This window comes from Marinobacter sp. E2 (assembly GCF_055755345.1).
This window is the reverse complement of record NZ_CM146911.1, coordinates 2,397,192-2,413,539: the sequence shown is the minus strand read 5'-3', so window position 1 is coordinate 2,413,539 and position 16,348 is coordinate 2,397,192. Positions and strand designations below refer to the sequence as shown.

General features: G+C 59.9%; 18 protein-coding genes. 12 read left to right on the top strand and 6 right to left on the bottom strand.

Annotated features, from left to right (window positions below; translation table 11 throughout):
* The first annotated feature begins 2 nt into the window (after window positions 1–2).
* A complete protein-coding gene (gene rraA / locus AC0J1C_RS10975) occupies window positions 3–482 on the top strand; it encodes a ribonuclease E activity regulator RraA (protein ID WP_375193508.1) in 480 nt (159 codons plus the stop codon).
* Between the two features lie 55 nt (window positions 483–537).
* Here rraA and AC0J1C_RS10970 read toward each other — a convergent pair whose 3' ends face one another.
* The 3 genes from AC0J1C_RS10970 to AC0J1C_RS10960 all read right to left on the bottom strand — a co-directional run bounded on the left by AC0J1C_RS10970 (window position 538) and on the right by AC0J1C_RS10960 (window position 1,925).
* Window positions 538–828, bottom strand: coding sequence for a PilZ domain-containing protein (locus AC0J1C_RS10970; protein WP_375193507.1), 291 nt, complete (start codon window positions 826–828; stop codon window positions 538–540).
* Between the two features lie 4 nt (window positions 829–832).
* Window positions 833–1,504: a TIGR04211 family SH3 domain-containing protein gene (locus AC0J1C_RS10965; protein WP_091986212.1), complete on the bottom strand. Its 672-nt coding sequence runs from the start codon at window positions 1,502–1,504 to the stop codon at window positions 833–835.
* Window positions 1,505–1,625: 121 nt separating this feature from the next.
* Window positions 1,626–1,925 (bottom strand): YciI family protein, encoded by a 300-nt coding sequence (locus tag AC0J1C_RS10960; protein WP_091986211.1) that lies wholly within the window; start codon window positions 1,923–1,925, stop codon window positions 1,626–1,628.
* A gap of 127 nt (window positions 1,926–2,052) precedes the next feature.
* Here AC0J1C_RS10960 and AC0J1C_RS10955 point away from each other — a divergent pair, with 127 nt between their 5' ends.
* Window positions 2,053–2,931 carry a PHP domain-containing protein gene (locus AC0J1C_RS10955; protein WP_473043892.1) on the top strand — a complete coding sequence of 293 codons (879 nt, stop codon included), beginning with the start codon at window positions 2,053–2,055 and terminating at the stop codon, window positions 2,929–2,931.
* Here the strand turns inward: AC0J1C_RS10955 and AC0J1C_RS10950 are convergent.
* Together AC0J1C_RS10950 and rne are read right to left on the bottom strand one after the other, a co-directional pair.
* The gene (locus AC0J1C_RS10950; protein WP_473043890.1) at window positions 2,928–3,470 is read right to left on the bottom strand and encodes a YecA/YgfB family protein; all 543 of its coding nucleotides are present in this window, start codon (window positions 3,468–3,470) and stop codon (window positions 2,928–2,930) included. The genes AC0J1C_RS10955 and AC0J1C_RS10950 overlap by 4 nt on opposite strands.
* A gap of 3 nt (window positions 3,471–3,473) precedes the next feature.
* A complete protein-coding gene (rne, locus tag AC0J1C_RS10945; RefSeq protein ID WP_473043888.1) occupies window positions 3,474–6,728 on the bottom strand; it encodes a ribonuclease E in 3,255 nt (1,084 codons plus the stop codon).
* 593 nt (window positions 6,729–7,321) lie between these two features.
* On the opposite strand from rne, the gene rluC reads away from it, so the two are divergent.
* From rluC to AC0J1C_RS10930, 3 genes are all read left to right on the top strand, one after another.
* On the top strand, window positions 7,322–8,383 hold the full coding sequence (rluC, locus tag AC0J1C_RS10940; protein WP_473043886.1) for a 23S rRNA pseudouridine(955/2504/2580) synthase RluC: 1,062 nt from the start codon (window positions 7,322–7,324) through the stop codon (window positions 8,381–8,383).
* The gene (locus tag AC0J1C_RS10935; protein ID WP_473043883.1) at window positions 8,380–9,027 is read left to right on the top strand and encodes an HAD family hydrolase; all 648 of its coding nucleotides are present in this window, start codon (window positions 8,380–8,382) and stop codon (window positions 9,025–9,027) included. The genes rluC and AC0J1C_RS10935 overlap by 4 nt, the downstream gene beginning before the upstream one ends.
* 76 nt (window positions 9,028–9,103) lie before the next feature.
* Window positions 9,104–10,153: a S49 family peptidase gene (locus AC0J1C_RS10930; RefSeq protein WP_375193501.1), complete on the top strand. Its 1,050-nt coding sequence runs from the start codon at window positions 9,104–9,106 to the stop codon at window positions 10,151–10,153.
* On the opposite strand, the gene AC0J1C_RS10925 is transcribed toward AC0J1C_RS10930, so the two are convergent.
* Window positions 10,150–10,767 (bottom strand): Maf family protein, encoded by a 618-nt coding sequence (locus tag AC0J1C_RS10925; RefSeq protein ID WP_473043880.1) that lies wholly within the window; start codon window positions 10,765–10,767, stop codon window positions 10,150–10,152. The genes AC0J1C_RS10930 and AC0J1C_RS10925 overlap by 4 nt on opposite strands.
* Before the next feature lie 140 nt (window positions 10,768–10,907).
* Between AC0J1C_RS10925 and AC0J1C_RS10920 the strand changes: the two genes are divergently transcribed.
* The 7 genes from AC0J1C_RS10920 (at window position 10,908) to fabF (ending at window position 16,348) form a co-directional block, all read left to right on the top strand.
* A complete protein-coding gene (locus AC0J1C_RS10920; RefSeq protein ID WP_473043878.1) occupies window positions 10,908–11,462 on the top strand; it encodes a YceD family protein in 555 nt (184 codons plus the stop codon).
* Between the two features lie 99 nt (window positions 11,463–11,561).
* Window positions 11,562–11,741: a 50S ribosomal protein L32 gene (rpmF, locus tag AC0J1C_RS10915; RefSeq protein WP_008174968.1), complete on the top strand. Its 180-nt coding sequence runs from the start codon at window positions 11,562–11,564 to the stop codon at window positions 11,739–11,741.
* A gap of 43 nt (window positions 11,742–11,784) precedes the next feature.
* Window positions 11,785–12,786: a phosphate acyltransferase PlsX gene (gene plsX / locus AC0J1C_RS10910; protein ID WP_473043876.1), complete on the top strand. Its 1,002-nt coding sequence runs from the start codon at window positions 11,785–11,787 to the stop codon at window positions 12,784–12,786.
* A gap of 116 nt (window positions 12,787–12,902) precedes the next feature.
* The gene (gene fabD / locus AC0J1C_RS10905; RefSeq protein WP_473043873.1) at window positions 12,903–13,841 is read left to right on the top strand and encodes an ACP S-malonyltransferase; all 939 of its coding nucleotides are present in this window, start codon (window positions 12,903–12,905) and stop codon (window positions 13,839–13,841) included.
* A gap of 18 nt (window positions 13,842–13,859) precedes the next feature.
* Window positions 13,860–14,603, top strand: a complete 744-nt coding sequence (fabG, locus tag AC0J1C_RS10900) for a 3-oxoacyl-ACP reductase FabG (RefSeq protein ID WP_473043871.1) — start codon at window positions 13,860–13,862, stop codon at window positions 14,601–14,603.
* 133 nt (window positions 14,604–14,736) lie between these two features.
* Window positions 14,737–14,970 (top strand): acyl carrier protein, encoded by a 234-nt coding sequence (acpP, locus tag AC0J1C_RS10895; protein ID WP_008174976.1) that lies wholly within the window; start codon window positions 14,737–14,739, stop codon window positions 14,968–14,970.
* A 130-nt stretch (window positions 14,971–15,100) separates the two neighbouring features.
* Entirely contained in the window at window positions 15,101–16,348 is a 1,248-nt protein-coding gene (gene fabF / locus AC0J1C_RS10890; protein WP_473043868.1) for a beta-ketoacyl-ACP synthase II, read from the top strand.

The window sequence follows — 16,348 nt, the reverse complement described above, 5'->3', positions numbered from 1 at the left end:
ACGTGACCAAGATTATTACCCCGGATCTTTGCGACGAGTATCCGGAAGTCCAGGTGGTTGAGCCAGGCTTCAATAACTACGGTGGCAACAAGGCGTTTGGCGGCGAAATCGTGACCGTGAAGTGCTTTGAGGACAACTCCGTGGTGAAGGAGCAGGTTGGTCTGCCGGGCAACGGCCGTGTGATGGTGGTGGATGGTGGCGCCTCAAAACGCCACGCCCTGCTCGGTGACATGCTCGCGGAGAAGGCTGCCAACAACGGTTGGGCCGGCCTGATCATCTACGGTTGTGTGCGCGACGTTGACGAGATCGGCAATACCGCACTGGGTGTTCAGGCGCTAGGCACCCATCCGAGAAAGAGTGAAAAGCGCGGGCTGGGTGACCTGAACGTGCCGGTGACCTTCCACGGAGTGACGTTTCATCCGGGCCACTACGTGTACGCCGACAACAACGGCATTATCGTTTCCGAGAAGCCGCTGGTCTGAGCGGTTTCCGGATCCCGGATACAGAAGCGGCGGCCATTGGCCGCCGCTTTTCATCTCAGCGTGTGACTTCGCTGATGTTCGTGCCCAGCAGGAATCCGTCTCCCTCTGGCTCGCAGCGGATTACCTCGCAGACGGTTTCCAGGGGAGGAAACTGGTCACTGCTGGGATGGAGGACGGTCTTGAGTTCCTCGCCCGGTGCAATTTCACGATCCACATACAATTGCATGCCGGTGGCGCTCAGGTCTCGGCACACGCCCCTGAACTGATTGCCCTGACTGTCAGTGATCTCGATCTCCGAGTTCACCTGCATGCGATGAAAATCACGTTTTTCAGAATAGTCCTTCATGGCATCAGGCCCAGTTGTCGGTCTTTCTTGTTGGTTTTAGCATCGGGATAATCAGCGCCAAGAGCACGCCGCCCAGCACCAGGCCAGCTCCCAGCAGCATGAAATCGTACTCTTTACTGGCTTCAAGTCGCTCGTTCTCAGCCGTCAGCACTTCGAGATCGTTGCGGATGCGCTGGTTTTCCTCCCGAAGCTCCCGGTTACGGCGCTCCAGGTTGATGGAGTCCGCCGCGATGCTCTTGATGCGCTGGAGCTCTTCCTGAAGCTCCTGGGACTTGTTTGAGAGCGAATTCTCCGCACTCTCCAGAGCATTACGCTCGTTAACCACCTCGCTCAACTGTTCCTTGACCCGTGCAAGTTCCGCCCGGGTGTCCTCGAGCTGACGGTTAGCCGTCCTGAGTTGATCGGCGGCGATGGGCGTCTCGCTTAGATACTGGCTGGAAACCCAGCCTTCAGTGCCTTTGGGCGTGCGCACGAGCGTGTAGCCGGAATCGGAGGTTTCCAGCACCTCCAGGGGAGTACCGCTTGGCACGGCGTTCTCGATAATACGGAACTGGGAACCGGCGCCCGACCGGACAGGGAGATACAGCTGGTCGTCAACCCAGACGGTCTTGGCCTGGGCCACGGCGACGGACGATACGGTTAGCAGAGCAATGATGGCAAGGCGAAAAAGCGTCACTGGTTACGTTCCCTGAAATCTGCAATTGAAATCGGAGCCTGATCAAAGGCGCAATTCTGTCACAGATGTCGCCCTGTGCAAGCGGGCCACCATTACAATCCGCTCATGCGGGCGTCGCTGTTCACGGCAGCACGGCCTTGAACGGTTTTACGGTGACTTTCTCGTAAACCCCGGCTTCCACATAGGGGTCTGCATCGGCCCAGGCCCGGGCGTCTTCGAGTGAGTCGAATTCAGCAATCACGAGACTACCTGTGAAACCTGCATCACCTGGCTCAGGCGTGTCCAGGGCGGGGTGCGGGCCGGCAACCAGCAGGCGCCCCTCCGCTTTCAGGGATTGCAGGCGTTCAATATGAGCGGGTCGGGCAGGCTGTCGCAATGGCAGGCTGTTCTCGACATCTTCACTGATAATCGCGTAATACATTCAGCTCTCCGAAAAGACATTCTGTCAAAGCTACGAGGAATCGATCAGCGGTCGTGCGGTGAAGATATGGCTGGTAGACTGCAAGGGCAGGCTACTTCATCGATACGCCACTGATTCAGGATGTCACGTGACTATACCGCAAGACCGGGTTTTGTGCATTGATCTGCATTGCCACAGCACCGCATCGGACGGTACACTCTCGCCGGCCGCGCTGGTGGCTCGCGCGGCCGAAAAAGGTGTGACCCACCTGGCGCTGACCGATCACGACACCATCAGCGGGCTGTCCGAAGCGGCTACTGCCGCCCGGGCACATGATATCCAGCTCATTCCGGGGACGGAGTTATCCTGCCTCTGGAAGAGCCGCACGATTCACATCGTCGGGCTCGACTTTGACCCGGCCGACCCCGGGCTACTGGCGGCGCTTGAGCAGCAGAACGACAATCGCTGGGCCCGGGCTCGGATGATCGCCTCCCGGCTGGAAAAGCTGGCGGTGCCGGACCTTCTTGATCGCGCGACCGTCAGGGCCGGGGGCGATGTCCCCGGGCGACCCCACTTTGCCGAGGTTCTGGTGGAGCGGGGCGTGGTGCGTAACGCGGCTCAGGCCTTCAAACGCTATCTGGGCACGGGCAAGGCGGGGGATGTAAAAGCCTATTGGCCGGATTTGTCGGAAGTCGTTAACTGGATCAACGCTGCCGGTGGAATCGCGGTGCTTGCTCACCCGCGCAAATACCAGCTGACGGCGACCAAACTCCGGGAACTAACCGCCGAATTTCGAAGGGCAGGGGGGCGAGCACTGGAGGTGTCCACCTCCGGCCAGTCGAGCGGAGACCTTGGTTTCCTTGCGGAGTTATGCCGGAAAGAACAACTGCTGGCGTCCCAGGGTAGCGATTTTCACTTTCCGGGAGCGCCCTGGTGCGAACTGGGGCGTATCATGAAAATGCCAGACGGGCTTGCGCCGGTCTGGCAAAGTTTCAGGCAGCCTGTTCAGACAGCGGCGACGGCTTAGTCCGGCGCGTGGAAGAGCAGGTAAAGGTCGGTCAGTGAGTCCGGGATAGCGTCAGCCATCTGCCGGGACAGCTTCTCGCTATTGCGTACCTTCTGGAAGTCCTCGTCGTCAAATAACCCTGACAGCGTCAGCATGGGTACCATCAGATCCGCGGCCTCTTCCTCGCTGGCCGCCTCGAGCCATTCTTCCTCATGCGCGAGGAAGGTGTCCACAAAGCCTGCGCACCAGTTTTCCAGCGCGTTCATCGGGTCACCGTCCTCTGGCTCCGGTAGTTCAAGCGTTTGGCCCATGTCCAGGGCGTGAGCCATATCCCGGGCCAGTTGCTCGGCACAACGCTGGAAAACCTCCGGGATGCCGGCGTCGGGGACATTGTCTGTCCCCGTTGCCAACCGGAAGATCTCCTCGGCACCCAGTTCTGTGGGCCCGACCACGCTGGCGCAGACAACTCCGTGGAAGCCGAAGAAGTCCAGGGCGTCATCGCCCCATGGCTCGGCGAACAGAATGTCTTCCAGCGCTTCAATGTCGGCGTTCGATAACATCGGTCAGTTGCTCCCGGCCTTTTTGGCTTCTTCCGCCGCTCTCTGGCGCTTGCGCACTTCACGCGGGTCATTGTAGGCCCTGCCCGGCGTGACCGGTACGTCAGCAGCTGGTGCTTCCGGAGCTTTTGATTCCGCAGCCTTCGACGATTCGGCTTTGGGCTCGGCGGCTTTTTCAGGCTCAGAAGCCTTGCTGGCTTTCGCCGGCTCAGCCTGCGTCGCTTTGGGTGCCTCTACCGCCGGCCTGGCAGGGTTCTCGGTCTTGGCGGGTTGCTGCTCGGCAGCAGATGCAGGCTGCGAAGATGGCTTTGCAGCCTCAGCCGGGGTTTTGGCCGGAGCGGCTTCCTTGCCTGACGACGGCTGTTTCTCCGCTGACGGCTCTTTGCCGGCTGAAGGCTCTTTATTGGCTGACGGCTCTTTACCAGCTGAGGGCTCTTTACTCGCTGATGGCTCTTTACCAGCTGACGGCTCCTTACCGTCTGAGGGCTCCTTGCCAGCTGAAGGTCCTTTATCCGCCGAAGGCGCTTGCTCTACTGCAGGCTTTTTGTCTGCAGACGGCTTTTTCTCTTCTGACGGCTGACGATCGCTCGCCGGCTTCTGCTCGGCCGAAGGTGCTTTATCAGCTGAAGGTTCTTTAGCGGCTGAAGGTTCTTTACCAGTTGAAGGCTCTACCTGAGCTGACGGCTCTTTGTCTTTCGCCGGTGCTTTTTCGGCGGACTGGCCCTTGGCTTCGGCTGCCTTCCCGTCGGTCTTGGGCGTTGACGACTCGGTGGTTTCCTGGCGCTTGGGTTCAGGCTTCTCGGTCTTTTCAGCCTTGGACTCGGGCTTGTTGCCGGAGTTGGCACTCTCTTTCTGAGGCTGCTCCGCCTTGGCTTCGACCTTTTCCGGCGCCTTCTCGGCGGCCACCTGCTGTGACGGCTCGTTCTTCAGTTCCTGTTTGCTGTCGTCCCGGCCGTTCTCGGGCTGGGTGTCCTTCTGGTGCTTCTCGCTGCGAGCCGCCTTGCGGTCTGCCGGAGTGGACGCCGGAGCTTCAGAAGGGGAGCCATCGCGGTTTCGCTGACGACGGGGCTTGCGGCGCTTGTCGTCGGAGCCAGACTTGTCGGCGGCGCCGGATTTCGCAGCGCTGTCCTGCTGGGCCTGGTCCTTTTGCTCGCGGTTGTCTTTCTGGTCCCTGGACGGCTTGTTACGACCACGGCCCTGGTTGTCGCGACGATTGTCGCGGCGGTTTTCAGAGCCTTTGTTGTCGCCGCCTTTACCGTCATTACGGTTGTCCGAACCCTTGTTATCAGAGCTCTTGTTATCAGATCCCTGGCGATTCTGGTTGCCGCGGTTCTGGTCTTCGTTGCGACCGCGCCCGCGGTTGCGGTTGTCGTCGCCGCGGCCCTGCTGGCCACCCTGGCGACGGTCGTTACCACTGCGGTTGCCGCCGGAGCGCTGGTCATCGCCACGGGCAACCCGGGACTTACGACGGTCCTGGCGGCCCTGGTTACGGCGTTCGTCGCGCTGGTTGCGGCCCTGGTCCTGCTTTTCTCCCTGGGTCTGCTCCTCGCCGTTGAAGAATCCGGCAATCTTGCGCCCGAGCCGGCGGAAAAGGCCTTCTTCCTGCTCTGCTGTTTCCTCGGCCTTGGACGCGGCGGGTACCGGAGCCGGTGCGGTCGGGCGGATGGCCTTGACGGCCGCCTGTTCGCGAACCGGTTTCTCCGCCGGTGGTGCCTCGAAGATTTCCTCTTCGCGCTCGCTGTATTCCTGGGCGACCTGGTGGCTGGAGATGTGCTCCGGCGTGGTTTCGTCCTGGCGCATCCGGATGATTTCGAAGTGCGGCGTTTCCATGTGCGGAACAGGAACCACCACAATGTTCACTTCCTGGCGGGCCTCAATGTCGGCCAGCTGCTTGCGCTTTTCGTTGAGCAGGAAGGTGGCCACGGACACAGGCACCACGGCCCGGACCTCGCCGGTCTTGTCTTTCGAGGATTCCTCGTAGATCAGGCGCATGATGCTCAGCGCGAGGGATTCAATACCACGGATGGTGCCCTGGCCTTCGCAACGGGGGCACACCTCGCTACGGGTCTCCCCCAGGGACGGGCGCAGGCGCTGGCGGGACATTTCCAACAGGCCGAAGCGGGAGATCTTGCCAACCTGGACCCGTGCCCGGTCGATTTCCAGCGCCTCGCGCATCTTCTGTTCCACTTCGCGCTGATGCTTGGCCGGAGTCATGTCGATGAAGTCGATCACGATCAGGCCGCCCATATCCCGAAGGCGCAGCTGGCGGGCGATCTCTTCCGCCGCTTCCAGGTTGGTCTGAAGGGCGGTTTCCTCGATGTCCTGGCCCTTGGTGGCCCGGGAGGAGTTGATGTCGATGGAAACCAGGGCCTCCGTGGGATCGATCACGATGGAGCCGCCGGAAGGCAGCTTCACTTCCCGCTGGAACGCGGTTTCGATCTGGCCTTCGATCTGGTAGCGGCTGAACAGCGGAATCTCGTCCTTGTACAGCTTGATCTTGTTCTCGAAGGTCGGCATGACCGCACGAACAAAATTCAGAACGTCTTCGTACACGCCGTTGGCGTCGATCAGTACTTCGCCGATGTCCTGACGCAGGTAGTCGCGTACGGCACGGATGATAACGTTGCTTTCCTGGTGGATCAGGAACGGGGCCTTGCGCTCACCGGCGGCCTGGGTAATGGCTTCCCAGAACTGCACCAGGTAGTCGAGATCCCATTGCAGTTCTTCGGTGGTACGGCCGATGCCTGCAGTGCGCACGATGATGCCCATGGATTTCGGCACCTGGACATCGTTCATGGCTTCTTTCAGCTGGGACCGTTCGTCACCTTCAATACGGCGCGAGATGCCGCCGGCCCGCGGGTTGTTGGGCATCAGCACCAGATAACGGCCGGCCAGAGAAATGAACGTGGTCAGGGCGGCGCCCTTGTTGCCACGCTCTTCCTTGTCGACCTGGATGATTACTTCCTGGCCTTCGGAGACCACATCCTTGATGTTGATCTTGCCTTCAATCTGGCCGGGGGATTTCTTGAAGTACTCCTTGGAGATTTCCTTGAGCGGCAGGAAGCCATGGCGCTCGGCGCCAAAATCAACAAAGGCGGCTTCCAGGCTGGGTTCGACGCGGGTAATGCGGCCTTTATAGATGTTTGCTTTCTTCTGCTCGCGGGAGCTGGATTCAATATCAAGGTCGAACAGACGCTGGCCATCGACCAGGGCCACGCGCAACTCCTCGGGGTGAGTTGCATTGATGAGCATTCTCTTCATGGAAAGAAATCGTTCCTGTCGTTTAAATTGACAGAAAACCGGAGGGGTTCGCACCAGCGAAGCGGAATGTGCGTGCCGCGGGCCCCGTCACACCAGGGGCGGACCGGCGGCCAGACGAATCAGACCCTTTCGGGGATTGATCCTTTCGGTCTGAGACCAACGCCGACGGTCCGGCTGCCTGTAGGCAGGGAGAGGTCGTGTAAGGTTCGTGTCTGTTGACGCATGTTATCCGATGTCAGGTTCACTCAGGTGCCTGGGTCTCACGTCGTATTCGTATGCTGGACGGCCCGGCCCTGGGTGGCAATGATTCTTCGCGATGTCGCCCGCGGTTTTCCGCGTGTTTTCCATCTCCCGGGTACAGGCAGCAGTCTTTCAGGGATCTGGCCTGGTCCTCCGGGAGTTCTTCTCTCGCCGTTCCCAGTAGTGATTGGGTGCTCGGCGTTCAAACTCTCGAATAGTGTCGGTATACTTCTGCCGCTCCGGCTTCTGACGTGAGTTGGTCAGGCCGTAGACAAACGGCAGAGCACGCCGGAATATAACAGTATTCAGGCAGCCGTTCAATCCTGTATTCAAATCGCCACTTAAGGTTCTGCATGTCCCCCAAATCCAGGCGCCCGAACTCGCCGACATCCGGCGCTGATAAGTCCTCCGGCACTTCCCGGCCGAAGGGGGGCGGCGCTCCTGTTCAAGGCGGGGAGGTTCGTCAGGGCGTTCAGTGGGTCACGGTTGACGAAGACAACGAGGGGCAGCGCCTGGATAACTTTCTGCTGGCCCAGTTGCGAGGTGTGCCCAAAAGCATTATCTACCGGGTGGTCCGCAAGGGAGAGGTTCGCGTCAACAAGGGTCGGGTCCGGCCTGATACGCGCCTGAAGGCCGGGGATCAGGTACGGATTCCGCCGGTGACCCGAAAGCAGAAGCCGGAAACCGTGGCGCCGGGGTCCCGCGTGCAGGGGGTGATGGAAGCTGCCGTGGTGTTCGAGAACGATCAGATGCTGGTGGTGAACAAGCCCTCCGGTATCGCGGTGCATGGTGGTAGCGGCTTGAACTTCGGGCTCATCGAAGTGCTGCGCTCGGCCCGGCCATCGGCCAGGTTCCTTGAACTGGTGCACCGTCTTGACCGTGACACCTCGGGGTTGGTGATGGTCGCCAAGAAGCGCTCGGCCCTGCGCTTCCTGCAGGATGAGCTGCGCCGCAAGCACATCCGCAAGGTCTATCATGCGCTGGTGTCTGGGGACTGGCCCGATGGAGTAGACCGGGTGGAGGCGCCGCTGCTCCGCTATGAAATGCCAAATGGTGAACGCAGGGTACGGGTCGACGACGCCGGCAAGCCGTCCCTGACCACTTTTCGCTGTCTGGCCCGCTACCAGGGCTACAGTCTGGTGGAGGCTTCGCCGATTACCGGGCGTACCCACCAGATCCGCGTGCACAGTGCCCAGGTGGGTCATCCGATTGCGGGCGACGACAAGTATATGGATGATGTCAGCCTCAAGGCATTCCGGGCGGTAGGTGGGCAGCGCCTGATGTTGCATGCCCGCGTCCTTGAATTCACATTGCCGGTGTCGGGCGAGCCTATGCGGCTGGAGGCGCCCTACGACGAAGCATTCAATAGCGTGCTTGAGAAGCTCGAGGCGCGCTCGAAAGGAACCAGATCATGAACGTCAGAGTGGTAATTTTTGACTGGGACGGGACCCTGGTGGATTCGGTCGAGCACATTGCCGACAGTCTGCACCAGGCGGCGACTGACCTGGGGTATCCGGCGCTCGAGCGGGAGGCATACCGTGACATTATTGGCCTTGGCATGGTGGAGGCGCTGGAGAAGCTGTATCCGGGTATCAGTCGGGAGGAGATGAACCGGATCCGCGAAGGCTACGCTGGCTATTTCTTCAAGAAGGTGACCACGCCGCAGAACGTCTTCGAGGGCATGGCAGACGTGGTTGCGGATCTCCGTAACGCGGGCCGGCAATGCTCGGTAGCCACCGGCAAGAGTCGCCGCGGGCTGGATTCGGCGCTGGTGTCCAGCGGTCTGGGGGGGCATTTCGAGATCACCCGGTGCGCGGATGAAACCCGCTCCAAGCCCGATCCGACCATGCTCAAGGAGATCCTGCAGTTCTATGGGATCGAGCCTGAGGATGCTGTGATGATTGGTGATACCCGCTACGACCTGGAGATGGCGAAGCGCATTGGCATGCCCTCCATTGGTGTTGAGTGGGGTGTCCACAAGCGCGATGTGCTCGGCGACTACGATCCTCATGCCATCGTCGAATCGGTACCCGAACTGCGGAGAGTGCTGGGGCTTTGAGATTGCCTTGTCGTCAGACGGCTGGCCGCCGGGTCGACGGTTGTTAAGGGTTGAATGTTGTTAACAGGATGCACGCATGAGTGACTGGGAATCGGACAAGCCCGCAGACTGGGGCGACAAGCCTGTCGAACCGGGAAATGAGAAGGAAAGCAAGCCGCTGTTCGGGCGCAAGTCGCCGAACCTGCCGCCGGAGTCCGGCCGCGACTGGCGGCTGATTGAAAAACTGGTGATGTCGCTGCAGGCCGAGCAGCGTCGCAGTCGTCGTTGGGGGATCTTTTTCAAGCTGCTGACCTTCGGGTACCTGTTTGCGCTGCTGTTCATGCTGCGGTTTCCCCTGGGCGAATCCATGGATGCGGTCACCGGTAAACACACCGCCCTGGTAGAAATCAACGGCACCATCGCCGCCGATGAGTTGGCCAGCGCCGACAATATAGTCGGCTCCCTGCGCAGCGCCTTCGAGGAGGAGCAGTCGGTGGCTGTGATTCTGCGGATCAACAGTCCCGGCGGCAGTCCGGTACAGTCGGGATATGTCTATGACGAGATAAAGCGCCTGCGCGAAGAGTATCCCGACAAAAAGGTGTATGCGGTCATTTCAGACATCGGAGCCTCTGGCGCCTACTATATTGCCGCTGCGGCCGATGAGATCTACGCGAATCGGGCCAGTCTGGTGGGTTCCATTGGTGTGGTCTCGGGCGGCTTTGGATTTACCGGTGTGATGGACAAGGTGGGTGTGGATCGTCGCCTGTACACCGCCGGGGAGAACAAGGCGTTCCTGGATCCTTTCTCACCGGTCAACGAAGACGAGGTGCAGTTCTGGGAAAGCGTTCTGGAAAGTACTCATGAGCAGTTTATCGAGGCGGTGAAGCAGGGCCGGGGCGATCGGCTGGCCGATGATGAGCGTCTGTTCAGCGGTCTGGTATGGAGTGGTGAGCAGGCGGTGGAGCTTGGTCTGGTTGACGGCCTCGGCAGCGCATCACATGTGGCCCGCCAGATCATCGGTCAGGAAGAGTTGGTTGACTACAGCCGTCGCAAGTCTCCCTTCCAGGACATCGTCGATCAACTGGGCGTGGCTTTTGGTGAAGGTTTTGCCAGCCAGATGGTCGAGTCTCGCCTGGAGCTTCGCTAACGGGTATTCTCCGCTGGCCGGTCTTCGAGCAGAGGGTTCCGGCCCCAGCGGCAAAGCATTTCATTCAGGGCGATGAGGGGCAGCCCGATCAGGGAATTGGGGTCACGGCCTTCAAGGGCGTCGAACAGGGCGATGCCCAGTCCCTCCATCTTGAAGCTTCCGGCGCAGTCGTATGGTTGTTCCCGCGCCAGGTAGGCCTCGATTTCCCTGTCGGACAGGTCCCGGAATCTTACCTGGTAGGGTTCGCAAAGGCGCTCGAGCTTTCCCGAATCGGCGTCCAGCAGGGCAAGGCCAGTCAGGAACAGCACCGGATGTCCGCTGCTCAGGCGGAGCTGTTCCGCCGCCCGTTCATGGTTGCCCGGTTTGGTGAGTATTGTGCCGTCTGGCAGGCAGGCAACCTGATCCGATCCGATGATCCAGTGTCCGGGAAAGCGGTCTGCCAGTGCCCGAGCCTTGGATTCGGCCAGTCGCAGAGCCAGCGCTTCTCCGGTTTCGCCGTCCAGCGGGGTCTCGTCAGCGTTCGGGCTGGCACTGGTGAATGGAAGTTCCAGCCGTTGTAACAGAGCCCGCCGGTAAGGAGAAGACGAGGCCAGCAGGAGGGGCTTGGGACGCATGGCGCGGGTTCCTTTTGATGGCGGTGTTGGCAAACATTTGCGGGCGTTATCGTAAATTACACCTATCTGTCTGGAAAGCCCCGCCAAAAAGCAACGAAGTCTTTGACAGCCGAGGGCTGCGCCCCTAAAATTGCGCGCCTATGTCAAACGCGTCACTCGCCGAGCTGCCCAAATCTGTTGATCCTTACAGGTTGGCGGAAAATAACAGCACACTGGAGGGAATGGTTCCCCTCAGCGGGCTTGGCCGTTTCCGCGAAGCGGTTCTCGGACTACCGGAAGGTGCCCAGTGCCGGGTAAGACTCTCGTTCACGATGGACGGAGAGCGTCGCCGGATGGTGAAGGGCGAGCTGGAGGCCCCGGTGCAGCTGGAGTGCCAGCGATGCCTGGGACCCATGGAAGCGACGCTGAGTTCCAGTTTCGTGCTTGGTCTTGTGACCAGCGACGAACAGGCGCAGCAGTTGCCTAAAGAGCTGGAGCCGTTTCTGACCGAAGATTTCAGTGCCGATCTCTGGTCGATGGTCGAAGACGAACTGCTGCTGGTGTTGCCGGCGTTTCCGCTTCATGAGCGGAGTGATTGTCCCGCAAGGGAGGCGCTGGCGACCCTTGAGCCGAAAGGCGAGGCCGCTGCGCCAGCGAGGAAATCCGGCGACAATCCGTTTAGCGTTCTGGCGGATCTGAAAAAGACGAAGCATTAGGAAGAGGTCTGCCCCGGTTCAAGGCAGGCATCGAATCCAGGAATACAGGCCGCCCTCCGGGTGGCACAACGTTTACGACAACAGGTCAGGAGCATAACCATGGCTGTACAGCAAAATCGCAAGACCCGTTCCAAGCGTGGCATGCGCCGTTCACACGATGCACTGAGCGCTGCTGCTCTGAGCACTGACGCAACTACCGGTGAAGTTCATCGCCGTCACCACGTGTCTCCGGACGGTTTCTACCGTGGCAAGCAGGTAATCGAAGCGCGCGACGAGTAAGCTCGTTGCCGATATGAGCCGCCCGGAATCAGATGGCAGAACGGTGAAACCCGTCACCATCGCGATTGACGCCATGAGTGGCGACCGCGGGGCGGCCGTGGTGGTTGCGGCATCGCTTCAGGCGGTGCGCGAAAACGAAGCCTTGAGCATCATTCTGGTGGGTATCCGGAGTGAGCTTGAGGCTTTGTTGCGTGAGGGGCACGCGAGAATCCGTATTGTGGAAGCAGCGGACGTGGTTCGCATGAACGAGCGCCCCTCCCACGCCCTCCGACACAAAAAGAATTCCTCCATGGCCATCGCTCTGGCGCTCGTTCGGGATGGCGAAGCCCAGGGGTGTGTCAGCGCCGGAAACACGGGCGCTCTGATGGCCTTTGGTCGCAGCCTGATACGGATGTATCCGGGCATCGAGCGGCCGGCGATTGCCAAGCTGATTCCCTCGCTCAGAGGGCGTTGCCATGTCCTGGACCTCGGTGCCAACGTGGATTCCACGGCCGAGAATCTCTACCAGTATGCTCTGATGGGGTCGCTGATGGCGTCGGCGATCTGCCGACAGGCTGAGCCCCGCGTTGCTTTGCTGAACGTGGGCGAAGAAGAGATAAAGGGCAATGAACAGGTTCGGCTGGCCTCGCACATGCTCGCGCAGTGCGACTCCATCAACTATATCGGCTATGTAGAAGGCAGCGATCTCTTCCGGGATGTGGTCGACGTGGTGGTGTGCGACGGTTTCGTTGGCAACATTGCGCTGAAAACCGGTGAGGGCGTCGCCGGGCTGCTGATTGAATTGATGGAACAGGCGTTCACCCGCAATCTTTACGGCCGACTGGTGGGCCTGCTGGCCAGGCCGATCATAGGCCGGCTCCTGCAACTGATGGACCCTTCACGCCACAACGGCGCCAGTCTTCTGGGACTCCAGGGTGTGGTGATCAAGAGCCACGGCAACGCCAACGAGCGGGCGATGCTATCGGCCATCCGTCAGGCGGTTCGGGAGGTCGAACTGGAAGTTCCCCGTCGCATTAATGAGCGTCTTGACGATCTCATGCTCTGATTCTTTCCCTGAGACTAAAGTCTGTCGCGGTTCTGCGAGTCATTCGCGGATAATTGGCCTAACTTGTACTATTGGCTAATCTCACGTAACCCCTCAATGACGATAAGATTCCGCTTATGAAATCAGCCTTTATTTTTCCCGGACAAGGGTCACAATCGGTTGGCATGCTTTCGGCGGCCGCTGAAGCCTGGCCGATCATCGACCGTACTTTCGGTGAAGCCTCCAACGTGCTTGGGTACGATCTCTGGCAGGTGTGCCAGAAAGGCCCCGCCGACGAACTCAACCAAACCGCCGTTACTCAGCCCGCATTGCTGACAGCCAGTGTGGCGCTCTGGCGTCAATGGTTTGTGGCGGGCGGTGGCAAGCCGGACTTTGTTGCCGGGCACAGTCTTGGCGAGTACAGCGCCCTGGTCGCTGCGGAGAGCCTGGATTTTGTTGAGGCGGTGAAGCTGGTTCGTCTTCGTGGCGAATTGATGCAGGACGCTGTTCCGGCTGGCGAAGGCAAAATGGCCGCGATTCTGGGGCTTGAGGATGACGATGTGATCGCCGCCTGCGAGCAGTCGGCCGAGGGTGACGTGGTGTCGGCGGTCAATTTCAATGCGCCCGGGCAGGTTGTTATCGCCGGCTCAGCGGCCGCTGTCGATCGCGCGGTGGAGGCCTGCAAGGAGAAGGGTGCCCGTAAAGCCATGCCCCTTCCGGTCAGCGTGCCTTCCCACTGCGCCCTGATGAAAGGTGCGGCCGAGGAGCTGGCCAAGGCGTTGGACGAGGTTCGCTTTAACGACGCTGTCATCCCGGTAATACAGAATGTTAACGCCGCAGCCGAGACGGAATCGGCTAGACTGAAGGCCAACCTGCTGAAACAGCTCTATTCTCCGGTGCTCTGGACCGATTCGGTTCGAGCCCTCGTCAACAGTGGCGTGGAAGTGTCCGTGGAATGTGGAACTGGCAAGGTCCTGGCCGGACTGGTCAAGCGCATAGACCGCTCTCTTGCGGTACACAGCATCGAAGATCCGGATTCGCTGGCCAAGGCGTTGGACGCCTTTGGCCAGTCCTGAAACGAAAGGGAGTGATTCATGTCTCTGGAAGGTAAAACGGCTCTGGTCACAGGCGCTACCCGCGGCATTGGCAAGGCCATTGCGCGGGCGTTGGCTGAACAGGGCGCCGAAGTTGTTGGCACTGCCACCAGCGCCGCAGGCGCCGAGACCATCACCAAGGACCTGCAATCGGCCGGGTTCAAGGGCTACGGCATGGTCATGGATGTTGCCGATCCGGCGAGTATCGAGGCCGGCCTGAAAGAACTGACGGAAAAATCCGGCGCGCCGCTGATTCTGGTCAACAACGCGGGTATCACCCGGGATAACCTGTTGATGCGTCTCAAAGACGACGACTGGGCCACGGTTCTGGAGACGAACCTCTCGAGCGTCTACCGTACCAGCAAGGCGGTGCTGCGGGGCATGGCCAAGGCGAAGTGGGGCCGGATCATCAACATCAGTTCCGTGGTTGCCGGTATGGGCAACCCCGGGCAGGGTAACTACTGCGCCGCCAAGGCCGGTGTCGAGGGCTTTACGCGCAGTCTTGCCAAGGAAATGTCGAACCGGGGCATCACCGCAAACTGCGTGGCGCCCGGTTTTATCGACACGGATATGACGAAAAAACTGGACGACAAGCAGCGTGAGGCTATGCTGGAAATCATACCTGCGGGTCGTCTCGGTGAGCCGGAAGAAGTAGCCGCTGTGGTGGCGTTTCTGGCATCCGATGCAGCCGGTTACGTGACGGGTGAAACCATCAATGTGAACGGCGGGATGTACATGGGATAGCTCCCGAAGCGGGGCTGTGCGCAACTCCTTGTCGCACAACATGTTTGACAGAGTCCCTGCTTGTTTGCAGGTAGGGTTTAAACTAAACTGGCAGCACGAAAGTTGCTTGGTTGACACACAAAGTGAGGACATTATGAGTACAGTTGAAGAGCGCGTGAAGAAGATCGTTTGTGAACAGTTGGGCGTTAAAGAGTCCGAGGTTCAGAACTCATCTTCTTTTGTAGAGGATCTTGGCGCTGACTCACTGGACACCGTTGAGCTGGTCATGGCACTGGAAGAGGAATTTGAAACCGAGATTCCGGACGAGGAAGCCGAGAAGCTGACGAGTGTTCAGGACGCGATCGACTACATCGTCGCGCACACCTGATACTCTGCATTCAAGCAAGCCAGGCAAAAAGCCGTCCTTGTGAAACAGCGAGGGACGGCTTTTTTATTGCCCGGAAATCCGGTTCAATCTTCCTTCAGACACACATGGACAAGATCAGGTGCAAGGGGTTATGACCAAACGGCGAGTTGTCATTACAGGCATGGGCATGCTGTCTCCACTTGGAAACGATGTGGCATCGTCCTGGGAAGGGGTGAAGGCGGGGCGCAGCGGGATCGGAATGATCGACCGTTTTGACGCATCTGGCTACAACACCCGCATTGGCGGGGCAGTTCGGGACCTCGACATGGAGCCCTATCTGTCTGCCAAGGACGCCAGAAAGCTCGACGCTTTCATTCATTATGGTCTGATTGCTGCCCAGCAGGCGGTGGACCACAGCGGTCTGGAGTCGTTCGACGGACTGGACAGGGAGCGAGTGGGTATCGCCATTGGTTCCGGGATTGGCGGCCTCGAGTACATCGAAAAGAGCGTGATCACCATGGATAATTCCGGGCCCCGGAAGGTGTCACCGTTCTTTGTGCCGGCCTCGGTCATCAACATGATTTCCGGGAACGCTGCGATCCGCTTCGGCTACCGCGGTCCCAATATTGCCATCGTGACTGCCTGTACCACCGGCACCCATAACATCGGCTATGCCGCCCGCACCATTGCCTACGGCGATGCCGACGTTATGCTCGCCGGCGGTTCCGAAATGGCTACCACCCGCACCGGCATGGCGGCGTTTTCCGCGGCCCGGGCCTTGTCGACCCGTAACGATGAGCCGGAAAAGGCCAGTCGTCCGTGGGATCGGGATCGGGACGGTTTTGTCCTGAGCGATGGCGCCGGCGTAGTTGTGCTCGAGGATCTCGAACATGCGCGTCGTCGTGGTGCCACTATCTACGGCGAAGTGGTTGGCTTCGGTATGAGTGACGACGCCCACCACATCACGGCTCCCCCGGAGGACGGTGAGGGCGCGGCCCGTTCCATGGCCAATGCCCTTCGGGACGCCGGTCTCAAGGCTGAAGAGGTTGATTACATCAATGCCCATGGCACTTCCACCCAGGTGGGGGATGTCGCGGAAGTGGCGGCTGTAAGGAAGGTATTCGGCAGTCATGCCGACAAACTGGCCATGAGCAGCACCAAGTCCATGACCGGTCACCTGTTGGGTGCCGCCGGCGCCGTGGAGGCTATTTTTTCGGTGCTGGCCATCCAGGACGGAGTGCTTCCGCCCACGATCAATCTGGATAACCCGGACCAGGGATGTGACCTCGATCTGGTTGCCCACACCAGTCGCGCTGCAGACGTTCGCGTGGCGTTGTCGAATTCTTTTGGATTCGGTGGTACCAACGGAACCCTGATTTTCCGACGCTTCGAGGACTGA